General features: G+C 62.1%; 18 protein-coding genes. 10 read left to right on the top strand and 8 right to left on the bottom strand.

Annotated features, from left to right (window positions below; all coding sequences use genetic code 11):
- Window positions 1-189 precede the first annotated feature (189 nt).
- The 4 genes from CIW50_RS03910 to CIW50_RS03925 all read left to right on the top strand — a co-directional run bounded on the left by CIW50_RS03910 (window position 190) and on the right by CIW50_RS03925 (window position 5,093).
- Window positions 190-1,344, top strand: a complete 1,155-nt coding sequence (locus CIW50_RS03910; protein WP_149529922.1) for an ABC transporter ATP-binding protein — start codon at window positions 190-192, stop codon at window positions 1,342-1,344.
- Entirely contained in the window at window positions 1,341-3,134 is a 1,794-nt protein-coding gene (locus CIW50_RS03915) for an ABC transporter permease subunit (protein ID WP_172980207.1), read from the top strand. Before CIW50_RS03910 ends, CIW50_RS03915 begins: the two co-directional genes overlap by 4 nt.
- A gap of 31 nt (window positions 3,135-3,165) precedes the next feature.
- Window positions 3,166-4,254, top strand: a complete 1,089-nt coding sequence (locus CIW50_RS03920) for an extracellular solute-binding protein (RefSeq protein WP_149529923.1) — start codon at window positions 3,166-3,168, stop codon at window positions 4,252-4,254.
- An 83-nt stretch (window positions 4,255-4,337) separates the two neighbouring features.
- A complete protein-coding gene (locus tag CIW50_RS03925) occupies window positions 4,338-5,093 on the top strand; it encodes an IclR family transcriptional regulator (protein WP_149529924.1) in 756 nt (251 codons plus the stop codon).
- Window positions 5,094-5,420: 327 nt separating this feature from the next.
- Here CIW50_RS03925 and CIW50_RS03930 read toward each other — a convergent pair whose 3' ends face one another.
- Window positions 5,421-6,854 (bottom strand): amidohydrolase family protein, encoded by a 1,434-nt coding sequence (locus tag CIW50_RS03930; RefSeq protein WP_149529925.1) that lies wholly within the window; start codon window positions 6,852-6,854, stop codon window positions 5,421-5,423.
- 82 nt (window positions 6,855-6,936) lie between these two features.
- Window positions 6,937-8,583, bottom strand: a complete 1,647-nt coding sequence (locus CIW50_RS03935) for an amidohydrolase (RefSeq protein WP_149529926.1) — start codon at window positions 8,581-8,583, stop codon at window positions 6,937-6,939.
- A gap of 245 nt (window positions 8,584-8,828) precedes the next feature.
- On the opposite strand from CIW50_RS03935, the gene CIW50_RS03940 reads away from it, so the two are divergent.
- Window positions 8,829-9,221 carry a nitrile hydratase accessory protein gene (locus tag CIW50_RS03940; protein ID WP_149529927.1) on the top strand — a complete coding sequence of 131 codons (393 nt, stop codon included), beginning with the start codon at window positions 8,829-8,831 and terminating at the stop codon, window positions 9,219-9,221.
- A gap of 11 nt (window positions 9,222-9,232) precedes the next feature.
- Here the strand turns inward: CIW50_RS03940 and CIW50_RS03945 are convergent, their stop codons facing one another.
- Window positions 9,233-10,438 carry a serine hydrolase domain-containing protein gene (locus tag CIW50_RS03945; protein ID WP_197738347.1) on the bottom strand — a complete coding sequence of 402 codons (1,206 nt, stop codon included), beginning with the start codon at window positions 10,436-10,438 and terminating at the stop codon, window positions 9,233-9,235.
- A 201-nt stretch (window positions 10,439-10,639) separates the two neighbouring features.
- Window positions 10,640-10,837 (bottom strand): hypothetical protein, encoded by a 198-nt coding sequence (locus CIW50_RS03950; protein ID WP_149529929.1) that lies wholly within the window; start codon window positions 10,835-10,837, stop codon window positions 10,640-10,642.
- Window positions 10,838-11,388: 551 nt separating this feature from the next.
- On the opposite strand from CIW50_RS03950, the gene CIW50_RS03955 reads away from it, so the two are divergent.
- Window positions 11,389-11,892: a hypothetical protein gene (locus CIW50_RS03955; protein ID WP_149529930.1), complete on the top strand. Its 504-nt coding sequence runs from the start codon at window positions 11,389-11,391 to the stop codon at window positions 11,890-11,892.
- A gap of 35 nt (window positions 11,893-11,927) precedes the next feature.
- On the top strand, window positions 11,928-12,260 hold the full coding sequence (locus CIW50_RS03960) for a GYD domain-containing protein (RefSeq protein WP_149529931.1): 333 nt from the start codon (window positions 11,928-11,930) through the stop codon (window positions 12,258-12,260).
- Between the two features lie 84 nt (window positions 12,261-12,344).
- Here the strand turns inward: CIW50_RS03960 and recQ are convergent, their stop codons facing one another.
- From recQ to CIW50_RS03975, 3 genes are all read right to left on the bottom strand, one after another.
- Window positions 12,345-14,222 carry a DNA helicase RecQ gene (recQ, locus tag CIW50_RS03965; RefSeq protein WP_502707355.1) on the bottom strand — a complete coding sequence of 626 codons (1,878 nt, stop codon included), beginning with the start codon at window positions 14,220-14,222 and terminating at the stop codon, window positions 12,345-12,347.
- Between the two features lie 59 nt (window positions 14,223-14,281).
- Window positions 14,282-15,895, bottom strand: coding sequence for a hypothetical protein (locus CIW50_RS03970; RefSeq protein ID WP_149529932.1), 1,614 nt, complete (start codon window positions 15,893-15,895; stop codon window positions 14,282-14,284).
- Between the two features lie 110 nt (window positions 15,896-16,005).
- Window positions 16,006-17,028 carry a hypothetical protein gene (locus CIW50_RS03975; protein ID WP_149529933.1) on the bottom strand — a complete coding sequence of 341 codons (1,023 nt, stop codon included), beginning with the start codon at window positions 17,026-17,028 and terminating at the stop codon, window positions 16,006-16,008.
- Window positions 17,029-17,650: 622 nt separating this feature from the next.
- Here CIW50_RS03975 and CIW50_RS03980 point away from each other — a divergent pair.
- The 3 genes from CIW50_RS03980 (at window position 17,651) to CIW50_RS03990 (ending at window position 19,116) form a co-directional block, all read left to right on the top strand.
- Window positions 17,651-17,839 (top strand): hypothetical protein, encoded by a 189-nt coding sequence (locus CIW50_RS03980; protein WP_149529934.1) that lies wholly within the window; start codon window positions 17,651-17,653, stop codon window positions 17,837-17,839.
- Window positions 17,840-17,955: 116 nt separating this feature from the next.
- Window positions 17,956-18,300, top strand: a complete 345-nt coding sequence (locus CIW50_RS03985) for a RidA family protein (RefSeq protein WP_149529935.1) — start codon at window positions 17,956-17,958, stop codon at window positions 18,298-18,300.
- Window positions 18,301-19,116, top strand: coding sequence for a beta-keto acid cleavage family enzyme (locus CIW50_RS03990; protein ID WP_149529936.1), 816 nt, complete (start codon window positions 18,301-18,303; stop codon window positions 19,114-19,116).
- A gap of 152 nt (window positions 19,117-19,268) precedes the next feature.
- Here CIW50_RS03990 and ilvD read toward each other — a convergent pair whose 3' ends face one another.
- Entirely contained in the window at window positions 19,269-20,963 is a 1,695-nt protein-coding gene (ilvD, locus tag CIW50_RS03995) for a dihydroxy-acid dehydratase (protein ID WP_149529937.1), read from the bottom strand.
- Window positions 20,964-20,968: the final 5 nt, after the last annotated feature.

A 20,968-nucleotide genomic window follows, 5' to 3' on the forward strand; every position in this document is an offset into this window, starting at 1 on the left:
GGAGTTCGTGTGGCTGTCAATGAGTTTGCGCCGGAAGATGCTTTGGGAGCAGCATCGACAGCCAGTCGGTGGGCATCCCGACAGAGTTTGCACTTCGCTGCGCCACCCGTTCACTTGACAAGGCCACGCGCTATGCCAACAATAATTGGAATAACGTTCCATAATATAGAACGAATAGGGAGATCGAGGATGGCTGAGCCATTGGCTCTTCGCGCGGGAATTTCCGGCGGCGCGGGTGTTGCAACATCGCAGGCGCGCGGCACGCGCGCGAGCCAGGTCATCGGCTCGAGCATCGCGGTCCGGGGGGCCGAGAAACGGTACGGCCAGTTCCGTGCCGTCGATCGCATTAACCTCGATATCGAGCCGGGCGAATTCATTACGCTGCTCGGCCCATCCGGAAGCGGCAAGACCACATTGCTGAACCTGCTGGCCGGTTTCCAGAGTCTCGACGGCGGCGAGATTCTTGTGGACGGCAAGCCGGTGCACAACGTGCCCACGCATAAGCGCGGATTCGGCATGGTGTTCCAGAGCTATGCGCTGTTTCCCAACATGACGGTGACACAGAATGTCGCGTTCCCGCTGCGCATGGCCGGCGTCGATCGCGCTACCACCGAGCGGCGCGTCGCCGAGACGCTGGAAATCATGCGCCTGTCGGATCATGCGAACAAATCGCCGTCGGAAATGTCCGGCGGACAGCAGCAGCGCGTCGCCATTGCGCGCGCCATCGTGATGCGGCCGAAGGTCGTGCTGATGGACGAGCCGCTCAGCGCGCTCGACCGCCGGCTGCGCGAATCGATCCAGATCGAAATCCGCGATCTGCACCAGACGATCGGCAGCACGATCCTGTTCGTGACGCATGATCAGGGCGAAGCGCTCACCATGAGCGACCGCATCGCCGTGCTGGATGCCGGCAAGATCGTGCAGATCGGCCGCCCGCTCGACATCTATCGCCACCCGTCCAATCGTTTCGTGGCGTCGTTTGTCGGCGAGAGCAATCTGATCGAAGCCGAGATCATGCAGAAGCGCGGCACCACCGTGACGCTGAAGAACCGCGCCGGCTATGTGTTCGATGCCGAGAGCCGTGACGCGATCGATGTCGGCCGCGTCACCGTGCTGGTGCGGCCCGAGCGCATCGCGATTGCCAATGAGCCGACCGGAAGCTCGACGCCGGTGACTGTGACGTCGGCGATCTTCCTCGGCGAGATCCTGCGCATTGAGGCGCAGATGGACGGCGGCGACACGCTGCTGATTCGTTGTACCGACACCGCCAGGCGGCCGCTGCCCAATGTCGGCGACTGCCTGCATGTGAGCTGGGGCTCGGAAGACTGCTGGGTGCTGACATGACGACGATCTCGCTGTCCGAGGAGCCGCGGCATCAGGCCAGTTCCAGTCTGGCCATGAAGCTCAAGAACCCCGCGCTCTTGCTGTTACCGGCGGTCGCATTCCTGTCGTTCATCTATCTGCTGCCGCTGATCGATCTTGTCCGTATCAGCATCAGCGGGCCGAGCTGGCTGACCTATTTCCAACGTGTTTTTGCCGTGCCGCTGTATTGGGAATCGCTGGTCCGGACCATGCAAATCTCGGTCACGGTCGCATTCCTGTGCCTTTTGTTCGGCTATCCTACCGCGCTGCTCATCCATCGCACCCGCGGCATTACCCGTGCTCTGATCGCCACCGCGATCGTGCTGCCATACTTCATCGCGATCCTGATCCGCACCTATGCCTGGATGGTGCTGCTCGGCCGCAACGGCCCGGTGAACAAGTTCCTGGTTTCGATCGGCATCCTGAGTGAGCCGGTCCAGCTGCTATTTCACCGCGGCACCGTGCTGCTTGGCATGACGGCTGTGCTGCTGCCGTTGATGGTGTTGACCATCTATTCGAGCGTGTCGCGGCTGGATCCCGGCCTGACCCGCGCGGCGCTGGCCAGCGGCGCCGGCCCCATCGCCGTGTTCTGGCGGGTACTGCTTCCGTTGACGCTGCCCGGTATCGGCGCCGGCTTTCTGCTGGTGTTTGTCGCCGCGATCGGCTTCTTCATCACGCCGACGCTGCTCGGTGGGCCGGGTGACCAGATGTTCGCCATGCATATTACGCAGCAGGCGGACTCGGTGACGTCGGAAGGCTTCCTTCAGGCGCTCGGCGTCGTGCTGCTGCTGATCACGCTGCTTGTGGTCGCCATTGCCGGACGTTTCCTCGGTCTGGAATTCATCTGGGGCGGGCGCAAGCTCACCGAGACGACAGCAGGGAAGGCCGTGCCAGCGGCAACGTCTGGCACTGCACGTCGCAGCTTCGGCAGCGCATTCGCCGACGCTATCGGCTGGCCGCTGCTCCGGCTGTTCGGCATGCTGCCGGCCAGTTGCGGCACATGGACTGTCCGCCTGATGGGTGGCCTGGTGGTCGCGGTCCTGATCCTGCCCATCGTCGTCGTCATGATCATCTCGTTCAGCAGCGCCAGCTATCTGACCTTCCCCCCGCCGGGCTTCTCGTTGCGCTGGTACGAGCAGTTCTTCTCCGACACCAACTGGATGCGCGCATTCTGGACATCCGCGCTGATCGCGGCAGTCTCGGCCTTCATTGCGGTCGGTCTCGGCACATGTGCGGCGCTCGGCATCGTCAGGGGTAACGTGCGCGGCAAATCCGCGATCATGCTGCTGCTGGTCAGCCCGATCATCGTGCCACCGGTGGTGCTAGGCCTGTCGCTCTACACGCTTTTCCTGAAGTTCGATCTGGTCGGCTCGGTGTTCGGTCTGGCGGCGGCGCATGCGATCGGCGGACTGCCGATCGTGGTGGTGATCCTGTCGGCCGCGCTGCAGGGTGTGGACTCGCGGCTCGAACAGGCCGCTTCCGTCCACGGTGCATCGTCACTGACGGTGCTGCGGCTGGTCACGCTGCCGGCCATTATGCCGGGCCTTGCGGCCGCGACCTTCTTCGCGTTCCTGCATTCGTTCGACGAACTGGTGCTGACCCTGTTCCTGTCGAGCGCGCAGCTGAAGACGCTTCCGTTGATGCTGTGGGGCGACATCAATTACCGGCTCAACCCGGTACTGGCTGTCGTGTCCACGCTCGAAGTGCTGCTGGTCGTGGGAGGACTGTTCCTCGCCCGGCCAGCGCTCGCAACGTCGCAAAAAGCGACCTGATAACAAACGATCAAACAGGAGGAAACACACTATGCTGGGAATGAAACGCTTCAGGCTGCCGGCCTTGGCTTCGGCGGCGTTCATCGCGATGGGGACGGGTTTGGCCGTTGCCCAGAGCAATGTCGTCATCATGCAGGATCCAGGCGGCGGCTATGGCGATGCGCTGCGCAAGGTGATGTACGATCCGTTCGAGAAGGAAACCGGCATCAAGGTCGTTACCGTGCAGGAAGCACGTAGCGGTCCGCGCATCAAGGCGCAGGGCGAAGCCGGCAAAGCGCAGTGGGATCTGACCTTCATCTTCGATCAGGAAACCAAGCTGCTTGGCGACTGCTGCCTGGCTGACATCGACTATTCCAAACTGTCGGAATCCGCGCAGAAGACTCTGGCGGCGATGCCGGACAATCTGAAGCGCAAGAAGGGCGTCGCGCTGCAGGTGATCGGCGTCGGCCTCGTCTACAACAAGGACAAGTTCAAAGGCGACAAGGCACCGCAGAACTGGGCCGATTTCTGGGACGTGAAGAAGTTTCCGGGGCGCCGCTGTATGCCAGCCTGGCCGCGCTTCACCTTCGAGGCCGCGCTGATGGCCGACGGTGTTGACAAGAGCAAGCTGTATCCGATCGACATGGAGCGCGCGCTCAAGAAGATCAAGGAGATCAAGCCGCATATCGTCAAATGGTGGACCACCGCCGCACAGCCGCCGCAGCTGCTCCTCGATGGCGAAGCCGATATGTGCCAGGCTTATACGGGCTCGATGAGCAAACTGGCACTGGAAGGCGCTCCGATTGATCTTACCTTCAATCAGGGCTTCGTCTATTACGACTTCTTCTCGATCCCGAAGGGCGCTCCGAACTATGACAACGCGCTCAAGCTGCTATCTTGGCGTCTGGACCCCAAGCGCGCGGCCCAGCTGACCTCCACCTTCCCGGTCGCGCTTCCTTCGAAGGTCGTGTTCGATGCGGCGACCGACAAGAACATCGCACGCTATTGGGCGAACAATCCTGAGAACATCTCCAAGGCGATCGAATGGAGCCCGGACTTCTGGGGGGCGCCATCGCCTGCGGGCAATTCCACCAATGAAGAATATGCGCAGGAAAAGCTGAACGCGCTGCTTGCCCAGTAAATCGAGCCATACAACAATGAGACCGGCGGCCCGGAGCCGCCGGTCTGTTAGCAACAGGGAACTCCCCCACATTGGCCGCTTGAATGGACAAGGCATTTATCAAGGGACTGAGGCTCCTTGAGGCGCTCGCGATGAGCGAGCAGCCGCGTGGGGTCACCGATCTCGCCAATGAGCTGAAATTCACCAAGAGCAATGTGCATCGACTGCTGGCGACGCTGCAATCGCAGGGGTACGTTCGCCAGATTCCGCCGCATAGCACCTACGAACTCACAACCAAGCTATGGGTGATCGGCAACCAGGTCATTCAGCGCATGGATCTCATCCGTATCGCACGCCCGGCGATGACGGTGCTGGCCGAAGTTACCGGAGAGACCGTTCATCTATCGGTCCTCGAGGGCACCGACGTTATCTATGTGGACAAGATTGAAAGCGCGCATCATATCCGCGCGCATACCAGCGTCGGCATGCGCGCACCCGCATTCACCATGGCAACCGGGAAGGCGATGCTCGCGCAAATGCCAGACGAGTATCTGGAGAGCTTTCGCCCGCATCTCAAGCGTTATACGGATACGACGCGAACGACCATCGAGGAGTTGCGCGAAGATATCCATGCTGCACGGGCACAAGGCTATTCGTCAGTGCTGCATGGCGAATGGCGGGAAGGTATCGCTGCCTGCGCTTGCGCCATCGTCGGACGCTCCGGCGAACTCGTCGGGGCCATCGGCATGTCTGGCCCGGACATCCGGGTCAAGCGGAAGCAGATCAAGGAATATTCCGTGCACGTTATGGAAGCTGCACGCAGTATCGGGTCAGCGCTGGGTCATATTCGAGTGAAGTGAATATGTGACGATGAACCTTCCGTCGAACGATTCCGGCCCATACGCCAGCCCATATTCGGGCGATGGCCAATGCGAATTTGGGCGAACCGGCGAAGGGCCGTGTACGGCTTATGCCCCTAATGCACCTATTCCTTGAGCGTCGGCGAACGTATGCGATCGAGGACGCGACAGAGAGATTTGGTCACTCTCTCTGCCAGCGAGATCGCGCCTCCGCTTGCGGTTTAGGCAGCAGCGCTGCGGGATCTCTTATATAGGCCACTCGCGTTGCGGGTTCGGTCGAAAATGTGTCGGTTGCAAAGCGCTGAAGACTGAAACTTGCGCGCCCTGTCAGGCCAGCGGGAACGACAGCGGCGAGATGTCCGTCAGCTTGCGCTTGGCCCAGTCGAGACCGGGCACGCGTTCCTCGGCGCGGATCTGCGCTTCGTGGACCTTCAAGGCGGCGGCCGGATAATCGAAAGTCTGCACCACGCCGTCCTTCACCACGTGCTGCCCGTCGACATAGACGTGACGCACGGCGCGTTCGGCGGCGGCATAGATCATGCTGCGGATGGGGTCGCGATGTGGCTGCATCATCGGATGCGTGACATCGACCATCACGAGGTCTGCCTTGCAGCCAGCTTCGAGTTTGCCGATGTCGTTGCGGCCGAGCGCCTTGGCGCCGACCGTGGTGGCGGCCTCGAACAGCCCGGTCGAGTTCAGTCCGCGCGGATGCCCGGCCATGAGCCGGGAGGTCATGGTGACGTTGCGCATTTCCTCGATCATGTTGTGCGGATAGGTGTCGGTGCCGATCGCCACTGAAATGCCGGCGGCCTTGTAGCGGCCGACGTCGCGCAGCGCGATGCCGCGGCGCATAAAGACGGTCGGGCAATGCGCGACGGTCGTCCCGGTCTCCTCCAGCAGCGCGAGATCGCGCCTCGTGTGCCACGGCGTCAGCGGATGATCGTCGACGAAGATGGTGTGGCCGACCAGCGTGGTCGGGCCGAGCACGCCGAGTTCGCCGAGCCACTGGATCGGCGTCACGCCATGACGGCGGACGATCTCGTGGAATTCCGACACGGACTGGCCGGCATGGGTCTGCCACGGAATGCCGCGGCGTTTGGCTTCGGCATAGCTGTCGCGCATCAATGCCGGCGTACAGGTGTCGATCTGCGCCGGACACATCATGCCCGAAAGTCGGCCTGACGGATGCGCCTCCGCGTCGTCGATGACCGAGAAGGCATGCATCATGGCATCTTCGCCGGCCTTCTCGTTCCATTCATAGTCGACCAGCGTGCCGTTCGGCGTAAACCAGCGCGCCGAGCGGAACATCGGCGCGAGGCAGACGCGCAACCCGCTCTCGGCGGCGAGATCAAGCCATTGCGGATGCGCAATCGAAAGATCTGCGACGGTGGTCACGCCGGAGAGCAGCAGTTCCGAATAGGCGACGCGGACGCAATCCGGCGCGCCTTCCGGATCCGGGCGCAGGATCGGCATGTATTCGTAAAGTGACGAATTATAGAGCCCCGGCGAGCCGATCTCGTCGAGGAAGCCCTTATTGAGCGGTTCGCTGGAAGGGTGCGAGTGAATATCCACGAGGCCGGGCATCACCATGAAGCCGCGGCCATCGATGGTATCAAAGGCCTCGCCCTGATAGTCGCGGCCGGCAAAGACGATCTTGCCATCATCGAAGGCGACGTCACCGCCTATGACATAGGTGTGGCTGTTTTGCGCAGCGTCCCATGCTACGACATAGTCGGCGTTGCGGATGACCGTGATTGTCATGGCGATATCCCCCGTATGCGTTGGCACTTCAGCTTGATGTCGAGATACGCCCGCTTGCAAGGCGAAGCATCTCGCGCTCCTCTTATTCGGCTGCGACCGCGATCTGACCCAATCTGTCGAAGACAACGTCGCCACCGAGAATGGTGAGGTCGCAGCGCGTGTCTTTCTCGACTTCCTCGGGCGCGCAGGTGAAGACGTCGTGGCTGAGCACGGCGATATCCGCGAGCTGGCCCGGAATGAGGCGGCCCATGCGATCTTCGGCGAATTGCGTATAGGCGCCGAAGTAAGTGTAGGCGTGGATGGCCTCTTCCATCGACAGCTTCTGCCCTTCGCCCAGCACCGTATGGCGATTCGACTTGCGCGTCGTCATCGTGAACAGGTTCTTGAACGGGTCGGTGGTGGACACCGGCGCGTCGGAGCTTGCTGCCGGACGCAGACCGGCGTCGAACCACTTGCGCATGGGATAGGCGACGTCGGTGCGGGCCTGGCCGAGATTGGTGATGTAGAGTTCGCCGAACTCATACATAAAGACCGGCTGCGGTACCGGATCGATGCCTGAGGCTGCCATGCGTGTGATCTGGCTATCGCTCAGGAAGCCGCAATGTTCGATGCGATGGCGACGGCCGAGGATCGGATTGTCCGCCGTGCTGGTCTTCTCGATACCTGACAGCACCTGCTCGATGGCGGCATCGCCGATGGCGTGGATCGCGAGCTGGTAGCCGAGGCCATGATAATGCGCGAGATAGTCGTGCATTTCCTTGTCGGTGTAGCAGAAGATGCCGCGGTTGTCGGGATCGCCAACGAGATAGGGCTCTGACATCGCGGCGGTGAGGCCGCCGGCGCTGCCGTCGCCGAACACTTTCATCGCGCCGTAGCGCAGCATGCCGACCTCGCGGCCGAAGCGATAGCCGGCAGCATGTGCCTGATCGCCGATGCCATCGGTGTTGCCGTAGATGCAGACCCATGTGCGCAGCGGCAGCGAGCCGTCCCTGGCCATGTCTTCATAGGCCTCGATCTCAGCCATACCCGCGGTCATGCCGACCGCGGCGTCCATCACGCTGGTGAAGCCTTGCGAGAGCATGAAGCGGCCGGCGCTATCGATCGCGTCTCGCAAGCGCTCGGCGCTTGGTTTCGGCGCGGCATCGACGATCAGGCGCAAAGCCCGTTCGGCCAGCAGGCCTGTCAGCTTGTTGTCGCGGCGTTCGATCATGCCGCCGTCGGGCTGCGGCGTGTTATGGCCGATGCCGGCTGCACGCATCGCCTGTGTATTGATGACGGCGACATGGCCGCAGGTCCGCTTGAGATAGACCGGATTGTTCGGCGCGACCTGGTCGAGCTCTTCCGCGGTGGGATGACGCTTTTCCGCGAGCTCGTAATGGTCATAGCCGCGGCCATTGATCCATTCGCCGGGCTTGGCGGTCTTGGCCTTCTCGGCGACGCGGCGCAGGATCTCGCCGATGCTGTTGGCGCCGGTCTCCGGCCGCAGATTGATCTCAGTCATGGTCAGGCCGAGCGGCAGCAGATGCATATGCGCATCGTTCAGGCCCGGGATGGCGGTGCGACCGGCGAGTTCGATGATGCGCGTATCCGGTCCTGCAAGCTCGGCGATCTTTTCGGCAGAACCGGTCGCCAGCACGCGTCCCGATGCGATCGCGATGGCTTCGACAAAGCCCTCGTTGAGACCACAGAACACGCGTCCTCCGGTCAGGATGAGGCTTGGCTTTTCCATCTTAAGTCTACCTTTTATTCGCGGGATCCATTGCCGCGACGGGTACGCCAAAAATATTGAGCGGAGCAAGATCGCAGATTGTGCAGTGTGAGCCTGCAGACGGAGCAACGTGCCGTATATCGCGCTTTATGTTCGAATTTTTCTCGCAGGACAGGAATTAGACACCTGCCATGCGCGTCACGCAGCGGCATTTGCGTGATGCGCGCGTCGGTGTAGGATTCGGCAGGATGCCTGGAGCCGGTGTGATGACGACCAATACTCAAGCTGCAACGCGTGCGACGGTCGAAATCCCGAGCATCCCCTGTGACGCCGAGGGTCCGGTGTTTCGCGAGCCGTGGGAGGCCCAGGCCTTTGCCATGGCTGTGACACTGCATGAGCGCGGCGTGTTCACCTGGACGGAATGGGCTGCGGCGCTGGCGGCGGAGATCAAGCGCGCCCAGGCTGCTGGCGATGCCGACACCGGCGAGACCTATTACCGGCACTGGCTGGCGACGCTGGAAAACCTGATCGCCGAGAAGGGTGTGACGACGGCGGATGCGCTGCATCGCTACCGCGATGCCTGGGATCACGCCGCCGATCGCACACCGCATGGCCAGCCGATCGAACTGACCCCGTCGGATTTTGCGCATCAAGTCTAGCGGTCGCGCGATTACGCCAGCGCCGTCACCACCGCATTGAAGAAATCATTGTCCAGAATCGGCGCGTTCAGCGTCGTCGGCTTCGAGCGTGCGCTCAGGACCACACAGATCACGCGCTGCTTCGGGTTGATGTACAGCATCTGGCCGAAAATGCCGCGCGCGACGAAGGCGCCGTCATCGAGCGTGCCGTCGGGCGCTGGCACGATCCACCACATATAGCCGTAATCGACGCGCTGGCCGTTGATCTGCCGAGCCGCGCCGGCCTCGCGCACCCAGCCTTCCGGCAGCACGCGTTCACCGTCAATCACGCCGTCGTTGAGAATGAACCGGCCGAACCTGGTATAGTCACGCAGGGTGGCAAACATGCCGCTGCCAGCGACCTCTAACCCGCCCGGTGCTTCCAGCCACCACGCGCCGTCCTGCTCCATGCCGAGCTTCGACCAGATTTTCTCGGACAGGTAATCGCTCAGCCATTTGCCGGTGGCGGCCTTCACCAGTGCGCCGACCACATGGGTATCGCCGGTCGAATAGGTCCATTGCGTGCCGGGCGCCGCGGCGCGCGGGCGCTCAGCCATGTAGCGCATGACGGCGCCGGGCTCTTGCCCGACCTGCAATGCGAGCATCTTGCGGCGCTCGGAATTCGCATCGGTCTGGTCGTCACTCCAGCGCAGACCCGACGTCATCTGCATCAGCGTCTTCACGCTGACGCCCTCGAAGGCGGTGCCGGAAAATTCCGGAAGATACCTGGTCAGCAGATCGTCGACGCTCTTGATGTAGCCGTCCTGGATGGCGGCGCCCACCAGCGTGCTGCTGAAGGACTTCGCCATCGACATCGACAGCCAGCGCGTACCGGCATCGATGCCGAGGTCGTAATGTTCAAGCAGCACCTCGTCGTCCTTCATCACCAGAAGTCCGGCGACGCGGTTGCGCGAGACATAGTCGTAGATGTCGAAGGTGCCGGCGGTGGAGATGATCGGAAAGTCTGGCAGCGCGCGCTTGCCGTAAGTCAGCGGCCGCACCGGTGCGCCCGCCTTGATGATGCGCGTCGCGAAATTCATCTCGGGCGTGACGAAGGTTCGCAGATGATCGATGGGCATCGATCGGCCGGCATAGGAGTTGATGATCGCGTCGGTTGCAGTCTGGTGGCTCGTCGCGGAAGCCTGACGAATGGTGCTGTTGGCTTCGCCTGCACCCGGCGTCACATCTGTTACAGTCAACGGTCTGTCCTGCATCTTCGGCGCGTCGATGCGCCCAAGGTTTCGCTCAGAATTTACTATGGCAGTGCAGAGGGACTGTCGAGGGTGCCAGGGTTGAATCGCGCGGTGCGCCGGGATCACCGGGCGCATGCCGCTGATCCGGGGGGCACCGGCACATCACGCTGATTGAGGTCAAACCGGTCCGGTGTCCTGATGCGGCAATCAGCGAACCGCCGTCGTGTTCGAGCTGGTGAGCGCGGTCGGTTGGCCGGCTTTGATGACGCGCGCCGTCTGGGTGCTGTCGCTAGTGCCCGTGCGGGCGGCGATGCCGAAACCAGCGACCGCGATGCCGGCAACCAGGGCGACAACGACGATCTTCAGATGCGTGCTGCGGTCTGCGCTGTGGATCGAATGGTTCATGGCGGCCTCCTGCCGTCTACGCGGCTACTTGTTGCATGGAGGTGTAATCCCGGCCGGTTTCCAGCCGATGGCGTCCGTGTGGAAAATTGTTTCGTGGGTGCAGAGATTTGTTTCGTCGCGTAACCGGCTACTTACGGATGCGGCGTTTTTTGGCGCCTTTGGCGGCATTTGCGTCACACGTATTCTTCAATGCCGGGGAATGACGAGTGTGGGCAGGCATCGATATGCCGACAAAACACCATATGCGGAACGCCGGGTTGATCCCGGTGACTCCGAAAGTCCTGATGCACACTCTTGCGGAGTACCGCATCGGTATCAGGCCCAAGGGGGCATCGGGCACCCGGCGTTCCGCAAGCCCTCTCACAAGGGGGCGGGAAGGAATGCGCACAACTCGGACGCGCAAGCGCCGCGAGAATGCGAATACATATTTTCACTTCACCGAAATCAAGGGTCGTCAGCCCAATGGATTTAGGTAAGTACTACTGCTTGTCATTGCGGGGCGCGGACCTAAAACCTCCCCCCGTGAAGATCATGGGCAGACGAGGATCAGAATGATCATCAAGCCCAGCACATCATGGCACAGCCGCTCGCCCCTCAGCAGGTTGGCGCACGTCCTCGAACGGATCGGACTCGCTTTGCTCGGGGCTGCCTGCGGGTTGTTCGTTGCCGAGGCCAGTCGCTTCATCGACCTCATTGGTTCGGGTGAAGCCGTGCTCGCCATGATCATTTACGGGGCTGTCGGCTTCTATCTGGGGATCGATCTGCCCCAGCTTCCTCCCGATTACCGCACGCGTCGGCCGATATGGCGCGGGCTGGGCAACAGTGCGGATATGGTGGAGCTGCTCACTGCGGCCGGTACCTTCATAACGTCGGTGACGGCGATCACGTCAGTCTCCAGTATTATTCTCAATGAAGCCATGGGTGCCCGCACGGCTGGCATCATCTGTGTGAGCTGGGCAATCGGCGCCAGCATGCAGATCGCCGCCGGCATCATCGCGCGAATAACGTTGGGCCGTGCCGTGAAAATGGCGAAGCTCGCGCTCTTCTTCCGGTGAAAGGTCAGGACAATCTCGACTGACGGAGGTTGAACATGCCGCTCTATATGTATCAGGCTGCCTACACGCCGGAATCATGGGCCGCGCAAATGAAGAATCCGCAAAACCGCGTTGAATCCGTTGGACGGCAGACGACGGAGGTCGTAGGAGGACAATTGATCGGTGGCTGGTATTGCCTGGGCGAATATGACGTGATGTTGATCGCCGATGTGCCGGATATCGAGAGCATGGCGGCCATCGCCGTCGCGATTGCGGCCGGTGGTGCAATCAAGTCCAGCCATACGACCGCATTGATGACCGGGGCGGAACTTGTGGCCGCCCTGAAGAAGTCGGAGTCCGTCATCAAGGGTTACAAGCCCGCCCGATAGAAATCGATGGCTTCGATCACCCGCATTCGGGTCGGTTGGCCTTTCGTGGCCGGAGAAGTCTGTGCTCTGAGCTCAGAACCGTCCCTATCGTCCCGGCGTCGCATTCACCAAAGCGAGGATCTCGTCGCCGTAATGCTCCAGCTTCTTGTCACCGATCCCCGGGATCTCGCGGAGCTGGCTGAGCGTGGTCGGATGCGCGCTGGCAATGCCGTCGATGGTGGCGTCGTGCAGCACGACATAGGCCGGGACGTTGCGTTTCTTTGCCACTTCGGAGCGCCAGGCGCGGAGCACGTCGAGTAGGTCGGGATTGGCATTGTCGCTGCGCGCCGCCGCGAGATCGCCGCGGCGGGATTTGCTGCGCGGGGCGCGGCCGGTGCCGCCGGTTTCCTCACGGAACATCAGTTCGATCTCGCCCTTGAGTACGGGGCGGGCATCCTCCGTGAGCTTCAGCGCGTTGAACGCATCGGCATCCGCATAGAGATAGCCGCGCGCCACCAGTTGCCGCATCACCGCGCGCCATTGCTTCTCGGTGAGTTCGCCACCGATGCCGAATACGGAGAGCTGGTCGTGACCGAATTGCTTGACCTTGTCGGTGAGGTGGCCGATCAGCACGTCCACCAGATGCATGGCGCCGAAACGCTGCCCGGTGCGATAGGCGCAGGACAGCAGCTTCTGCGCGGCGACGCTTCCGTTCCAGACCTTCGGCGGCGTCAGGCAATTATCGCAATTGCCGCAGCGGATGCCCAAGCCTTCCTTGCCGAAAGTGACCTCTTCGCCGAAATAACCCAGCAGCCGTGTGCGCCGGCAATCGACGGTCTCGGCTAGGCCGACCAGTGCATCGAGCTTGCCGATCGAGACGCGCTTGAAAGTTTCGGAGCCGGTGGATTCGTCGATCATACGGCGCTGCTGCACGATGTCAGAGAGGCCATAGGCCATCCAGGCATTGGACGGTTTGCCGTCACGGCCGGCGCGGCCGGTCTCCTGATAATAGGCCTCGATGCTTTTCGGCAGGTCGAGATGGCAGACGAAGCGCACGTCGGGCTTGTCGATGCCCATGCCGAAGGCGACGGTGGCGACGATCACCACGCCGTCTTCATTGATGAAGCGGTCCTGATTGGCCTCGCGCAAGCGCGCGTCGAGTCCGGCATGATAGGGCAGCGCGAAGATGCCGGCCTTGTTCAGCGCCGCAGCGGTGTCCTCGACCTTGGCGCGCGACAGGCAATAGACTACGCCGGCTTCGCCGGAATGCCGGTCGCTGATGAAAGACTGCAGTTGCTTCTGCGCATTGGTCTTGTCGACGATCTCGTATTTGATGTTGGGACGATCGAAGCTGGCAACGAAGCTCGGCGCGTCTGTGAGTCCCAGCCGCTGCACGATCTCCTGACGGGTGAGGTCGTCGGCGGTGGCGGTCAGCGCAATGCGCGGGATATTTGGAAACCGTTCGGCGATCACCGAGAGGCCGATATATTCCGGCCGGAAATCGTGGCCCCACTGCGAGACGCAATGCGCCTCGTCGATGGCGAACAGGGCGATCCGGGCGCGGCCGAGCATGGCGAGGCAGCGCGGTGTGACCAAACGTTCCGGTGCGACGTAGAGAAGGTCCAGTTCGCCGGCGAGCAGTTGCCGCTCGACCTCGTTGGCTTCGTCCCATGACAGGGTGGAGTTCAGCACCGCCGCCTTGACGCCCGCCTCTAACAGACCGGCGACCTGGTCGCGCATCAGTGCGATCAGCGGAGAGACGACAATACCGCAGCCCGGGCGCAGCAGGGCCGGCAGCTGGTAGCAAAGCGATTTGCCCCCGCCGGTGGGCATCAGGACGAGGCAATTACCGCCATCGGTCACATGGCGGACGATATCTTCCTGTGCGCCGCGAAAACCCGGCAGGCCGAACACCGAATGCAGCACGGAAAGCGCTGTCGGCATGCTGTCGGAATAGCGAATCGCGGCGGGGGACGTCATCATCTCTGCACGTCTAACCCTGATTCGGCTGTCGTGCATCCCGGCGTGCGGACAGGAACCTGCTAGATTTTCTCGATGCTCCCATAGGCTGCAACGTCGCAGGTTGCGGGCAGGGCGCCACCGAGGTCGGGAAATAGCTTGCCGATTGCCGTGACATTGGCCGACCGCCGCCTGACGTCGACGGCATGGTCGCTGCCTGAACTGGCGTCGAGAATGCGCTGGATCATGGCTTTCTCGATATCCTCGACAGATTGCGAGCGTGCGAGTGACTGGGCGTAGCGCGCAAGTTTGAGGGCCGCTGTCGACCCTTTCTGGTTGGCAACGTCCATCACATAGAGCTGGGCGAACGAGCTTTTCGCGAAGACGCCACCGCGGGATCGCAGCACGGCCATGCAGCCCGTGCTGGTGTTGAGGAACTTGCGATACAGTCCGGCATATTCTGCCCGGCCCTGCGACGATCGCAGATCCTTGGTCAGTTCGTCCGAGACACGATAGAAATCGCCCCAGGTCGCTATCGAATAGACCCGTCCCCAGGTCTCAAGGGGACGCACGGTCTTGCCGCCGGCGGGGCGGTCACGGATCGCGCTCAGCGTTCCCGCATCATGTCTGGCGAGGACGCGTGTCAACGACGTCCGGAACGGCCCCAGATCGTCGCCATCGTTGGAGCCGATGTCGATCTGATGTGCGCCATAGCTGGGAGCGCTGTTCCACAGCACAGCGTCAACCAGTTCAAAGGGCGACGCGTAGATGAACTTGTTATCCGGCACCGCAGCGTCGGCCACGCTGATTTCGTTGAGCATGATCGCGCGGTGTAGCGCCTTCTGCCCAAGCGTCAGATCGTGGAATGTCGTCAGAAAGCCGCGGATATCCTCGCGGCGGTCAGCGACGGGGAGTGCGCCAAGCCGATGCTGCCGCAGCGCCGTCAGGAGCGATTTCTCGGCGGCGACAATCTTCTTGTTGCGACAGGTAGCGCCGCGACCGCACGTGATCGCGCCGGCGCGTTGCAGCGCGATCGCGCCTTCATCGCGCTTGCGACCGTAGCGATCGATCCGCCGTCGTGGAAGCAGCGCAAAATACTTGCCGCTCTGCGGCGACGTCACGTCTCCATTCTTGTCAACCTTCAGGATTTCTTCGCTCGCATTGCGGGTCATGTCCACGCGCATCGTTACGAGCGTCGCGTCACCGCTGACTTCCGATTTGACGACGCAGGCGGTGCGGACCTTCACCTTATTGCAACGCCATTCGCCATCGATTTTGTCCGTTGTCAGGATCGGATAGAAATTGGCGGAGCTGCCGTTGGGGAGGCCGATGCGCACGATGCCTGCGCCCAGCGTATCGACCAGCTCGGTCCTCAATCCGCAGCCCTGGGTGAGTGTCGGCGCATAGGTCGTCGTCGCCGGCGGCGGATCGGGGGTCTCAATGTCGGCTTCGGCGATGCGGGTCGTCGCCCGCACATAGGCGGCCTCCTGCTCCCAATCGCATTTCGGGCCTTTCGCCGCTACGGCAGGCGACGTGAGACTGGTCACTAATGTGAGCAAGCCAAGTCCGAGCAAGCCGGATACAAGTAGGCTTGGTCCACGGGCGCCGGGTCGACCGACACCGGGTTCGACAACGCGAGGTCCGACGACCGGAATCTTGACCATCGATGGGCCGGCATCCTGCAGTATATTTTTCATGGCAATGCCTTTGTGCGGAAATACCTTGTCGGGGGCTTGAAAAATGAAACGTCTAAAATATCGATCAGCCGATCGAACAAGAGCGGCTGTCCGGTTGTCGCGCGATCGATCTATCGCGGGGTGCTGGCAGCAACGACCTGTGGAGTGCCGGGCCATGGCACGTTCTGAAATGAGAGAGCGCCATCGAATGGTCTTCCCCAACCGCGCGTCGCGAGCTGCTTGAACTCTTGCGTATTGAGGCACGTGCGCTTGGCGATTTGTCCGTAAGAATCGGAATTGGCTGCAGCGTGATAGTAAAGCCCGACGGCAATCGAGATTGTGTCGGAATGTGCCGCCGCCGACAGCGTGTTGCGTAGCGCCGGGCAGAAACGCGCCATGTTCTCCCAGAACGCGGGATATGCGTTCAGAACATCGCGCACCACGTCATTCCAATCCTTTCCGGCGACTCGGCTGAAGTCTGCGGGAATGGCCCAGTACGGTTGCGATGGCTCGGACTTGATCAACGTATCGTAGTAGGATTTCTGGACCGCAAACACCTCTTTTCGTTCCGCAAGATAGCTCGCGCGACCGGTCGAGCGGGCGATCACCGACACGACTCCGCGCGGTTTGCGATCACGATCAAGCAGTTTGAGCAATTCATTGGTGGAGTCGGTCAAATCCTTCAGCGGCTTTGTATTTGAAGTGAGAAACGAGACCGCGGCGGCAGCGCCCGTGAACACGATCCCGCCGCCTGGAGCCGCGATGCCGCCGACGGCGCCTGCCAGTTTGCCGAACGACGCGAGGACACCCGACGCATCGAGAAAGCGGAAACCTTCCTTTGTCGAAAAATCGAAACGCGCGGTCGCTTCCTGATTCCGCGGAATATCCTTGACGGTGATCGGTGCACAGTTCTGGACCCCGCGGTCGCCACTGTTTGCCACCGCAATCAAAGGAATCGTGATGTCGGACAGGTTTGGATAGCTGTTCGGAAAGGTATAGGTCACCGACATGGCGACCGCTCTTTCCGTGATTGTCATCTCGTCGACCCAGGCAGTTGCTGCCTCCGTGATGCTGCCGGCGCCGCACAGGTTCTCGATCTTGAGTTCGTAATAGACATAGTCGCCTGCTCCCTTCACGGGAACGGGTTTGGGCATTTTTCGGACGGCTGCGAGGATGCGCTCGGTTGGTGAAGATTGCGCACGGGCGGAGTGAACGGCCACGCAGGTCGACGTCACGCCCAACAAGGTTGCAAGACAAACGCGTAATGCTGCATGCAGCATGATAATCCCCCGAAAATGAATAATCGAATGTTGGACGATAAAACGCAGAAAGGCCCGACGAAGAACCGTGTCGTTATCGATAAAATCCGAGCATCAAACAAAGCCGCATTGGTTGCAATCTAAAATTGTAGCGGGCGGCAGGTTTTGCGGCGCGGCCGACGGGCGTACCGTGTCGCTATGAGCCGGCTTTGCACAAACAGATCATGATCGTCACCGCCAGTTGCGTTTCGCGGGCCGTATGGACAGGACATCGCGACGTTTCGCCTTGATCGCGCCGCTTTACCCCTGTCGATGAACCGGTCTAAGACAGGACAGCGCGAGCGCGCCAGCCTTGCCGCAACCGGGCAAAAAGAAGAGCCGTATGCCATTCATTTTGCGAATCTTTTCATGGCTTCTGAACGGTCGCCGCGGACCCAAGATCCGTTGGCAGGCGGCCAATGAGAATGCCGCGCGAAAAGTGCGCCGGAAATTCAGGAAGGGTCCGAAAACCGCGATCTTGTCCCATGTCATAGCGCATCGGCCGCCCGTGACGCTGGTGGGGCGGCTGCCGGCTGTCGAAATCTGGAACCTGTCCGATCCGAAGCGTGTTGCGCTGTTGTATCTGCAGCACGGCCGCAAGCTGCGGCTGCCGGCGCCGAAGGCGCTGATGGATGACGCCGTGCGCCGAGCCCGTGCCGCCGAATAGTAGAAGTGGTCCACGCGGGCCACTATACGGTCTGGCTTCACGCACTTGACGCGCCAGTTCCGAGCGGAGATGGTCGCGGCCGGTTACTCTGTCCCACACTCAAGAAAGACTTCTGCATGATCAAGCGTCTCGGTCCCGGCAAGCGTCTCAGCCAGGCTTCCATCCATGGCAACACTGTCTATCTCGCCGGTCAGGTACCCGATGAATATTCGGGTGACGTCAAGACGCAGACCAAGCAGGTGCTCGACAAGATCGACGCGCTGCTCAAGGAAGCCGGCACCGACAAGAACAACATCCTCAGCGCAACCGTCTGGCTGCCTGACATCAACGATCGCGATGCGATGAACACGATCTGGGATGCGTGGGTGCCTGCCGTTGGCCCGGCGCGCGCCTGCGTTGAATCCAAGCTTGCCGACCCTGCCATCAAGGTCGAGATCGCCGTCATCGCAGCGATTCCGTAAGTGATCCCCATAGCTATTGCGGTCGCCCCCAACGGCGGCCGCAAGGTCAAGGCCGACAACCCCGCCGTGCCGTTGACGCCGGCGGAGTTGGCGGTGGCGGCCGCGCATTGCCTTGAGGCAGGTGCGTCCATGATCCATGCGCATGTGCGTAATCCCGACGGCAGCCACCTGCTCGATGCGGCGGCCTATCAGGACACCATCGCGGCGATCCGTAGCGCAGTCGGCGGCAGACTCGTCATCCAGATCACCTCCGAGGCGCTCGGCAAATATACGCCGGCGCAGCAGCGCGCGGTGGTGCAGGCGGTGAAGCCGGAAGCGGCGTCGCTGGCACTGCGCGAACTGGTGCCCGATGCCGGCGAGGAGCAGGCCTTCGCCGATCTGCTCGGCTGGATGAAGCGCGAGCGCGTGACACCGCAGATCATTCTCTATGATGCGCAGGATGCCATCCGGCTGGCGGAATTTCGCAAGCGCGGACTGGTGCCGTTCGAGAAACTGCCGGTGCTGTTCGTGCTCGGTCGTTATACGACGGGGCAGACCTCAAGCCCGGTTGATCTGTTGCCGTTCGTCGATGCGGCCGCACCGAGATTTGAACACTGGAGCGTCTGCGCCTTCGGCGCGCAGGAGACCGCTTGCGTCACCGCAGGCGCATTGCTCGGCGGCCATATCCGCGTCGGTTTCGAGAACAACGAATTGTTGCCGGATGGCTGCCGCGCCAAAGGCAATCACGATCTGGTTGCGGCGGCGAGACACGCGATCGAAGCTGTCGGGCTGAAGCACGCGACGGCGGACGAGTTGCGCGCCGCGACGGCGGAGTAATTCCAGCTGTCATTCCGGGCCGCGAAGCGGACCGGCGTGAACCTCAGCCACTCCACTTGGAGTGGCGGGGAATCCCGACATGGATGAACACTTCTGGATTCCGGGTTCGCGTGCGCAAGCATCCGCCCGCGCCCGGAATGACAGTTAGGGCTCTACTCAAACCACGGCCATTCCGCGCCGCCGTCATGTGTCACGGCGCCGCCGGGTGCCTGCCCGACCAGCTTCGCGTATTTCGCCAGCGCGCCTGCACGATGCCGCGGCGGGCGTTGCCGCCAGGCCGCCTTGCGCGCCGCAAACTCCGTCTCGTCGATCATCAGATCCAGTCGCCGTGAGGGCGCGTCGATGCGGATCGGGTCACCGTCGCGCACCAGCGCCAGCGGGCCGCCGATATAGGCTTCCGGGGAAACATAGCCGATGCACATGCCGCGCGTGGCGCCGGAGAAGCGGCCGTCGGTGATCAACGCGACCTTCTCGCCCATGCCCTGGCCATAGATCAGCGCGGTGACCCCGAGCATCTCGCGCATGCCGGGGCCGCCGACCGGGCCCTCGTTGCGGATGATCAGCACGTCGCCTTCCATGTAGCTGCGGTCCTTCACCGCGGCGACGCAGCTCTCTTCGTCCTCGAACACCCGCGCCGTGCCCTCGAACACTGTCTTCTTCAGGCCAGCGACCTTGATCACCGCGCCGTCCGGCGAGAGATTCCCCTTCAGTACCGCGACGCCGCCATCCGGCTGGATCGGCTTCGCTGAGCTATAGATGATCTCGCCATCGGCCTTGTTGGCATTGCCGTATTCTTCCGCGATGGTCCGGCCGGTGATGGTCAGGCAAGAACCGTCGATATGGCCGCTCTCGACCAGCGCACGAATGACGACCGCCGTGCCGCCGATATCGTAGACATCCTTGGCGACGTATTTGCCGCCCGGCCGCAGATTGCCGATCAGCGGCGTGCGCGCGAACACTTCGCCGACATCGTCGATGGTGAATTTGATGCCGGCCTCATTGGCGATCGCCGGCAGATGCAGTGCGGCATTGGTCGAGCCGCCGGTAGCGGCGACGATGGCGGCGCCGTTCTCGAGAGACTTGCGCGTGACGATGTCGCGCGGCAGCGGGCCATCGTTGCGCAGCATCTCCATCACCAGGCGTCCGGCACGGCGGGCGAATTGTGCGCGCTCCGCATAGACACCGGGGATCATCGAGACGTTAGGCATGGTAATCCCCAGCGCCTCGGAGACCATCGCCATCGTATTGGCGGTGAACTGGCCGGCGCAAGCGCCGATGGTCGGCAGGCACGCGCGTTCGATGGCTTCCAGTTCCTGCTTGTCGATGTCGCCGGTCATGAAGGCGCCGACGGCCTCATAGGAATCCAGCGCGGTGAGGGTCTTGCCCTTGTGGAGCCCCGGCAGCGAACTGCCGCCATAGATGAAGATCGACGGCACGTTGCAGCGGACCATGCCCATGATGACGCCGGGCAGCGTCTTGTCGCAGCCGCCGAAACCGATCAACGCATCATAGGCGAGGCCGTGCATCACAGCCTCAATGCTGTCGGCAATGATCTCGCGCGACAGCAGCGAGAACTTCATGCCCTCATGGTTCATGCTGATGGCGTCGGAGACGGAGATGGTCGAGAACTCGCGCGGCGTACCGCCGGCCTCGGAAATGCCGGTCTTGGCGGCGTCGACCTGAAAGTCGTGGGTCATATTGCAGGGCGTCTGCTCGCCCTTCATCGACACGACGCCGATCATCGGCTTGGCGATCGCCTCGTCGTCGAGGCCCATGGCGCGCATGAATGCGCGGTGCGGAGCGCGGTCGAGGCCGTCGGTGGTGATGCGGGATCGCAATTTCTTCATGGGCC

Origin of the sequence: Tardiphaga sp. P9-11 (assembly GCF_008329525.1) — a bacterium.
GTDB lineage: Bacteria > Pseudomonadota > Alphaproteobacteria > Rhizobiales > Xanthobacteraceae > Tardiphaga.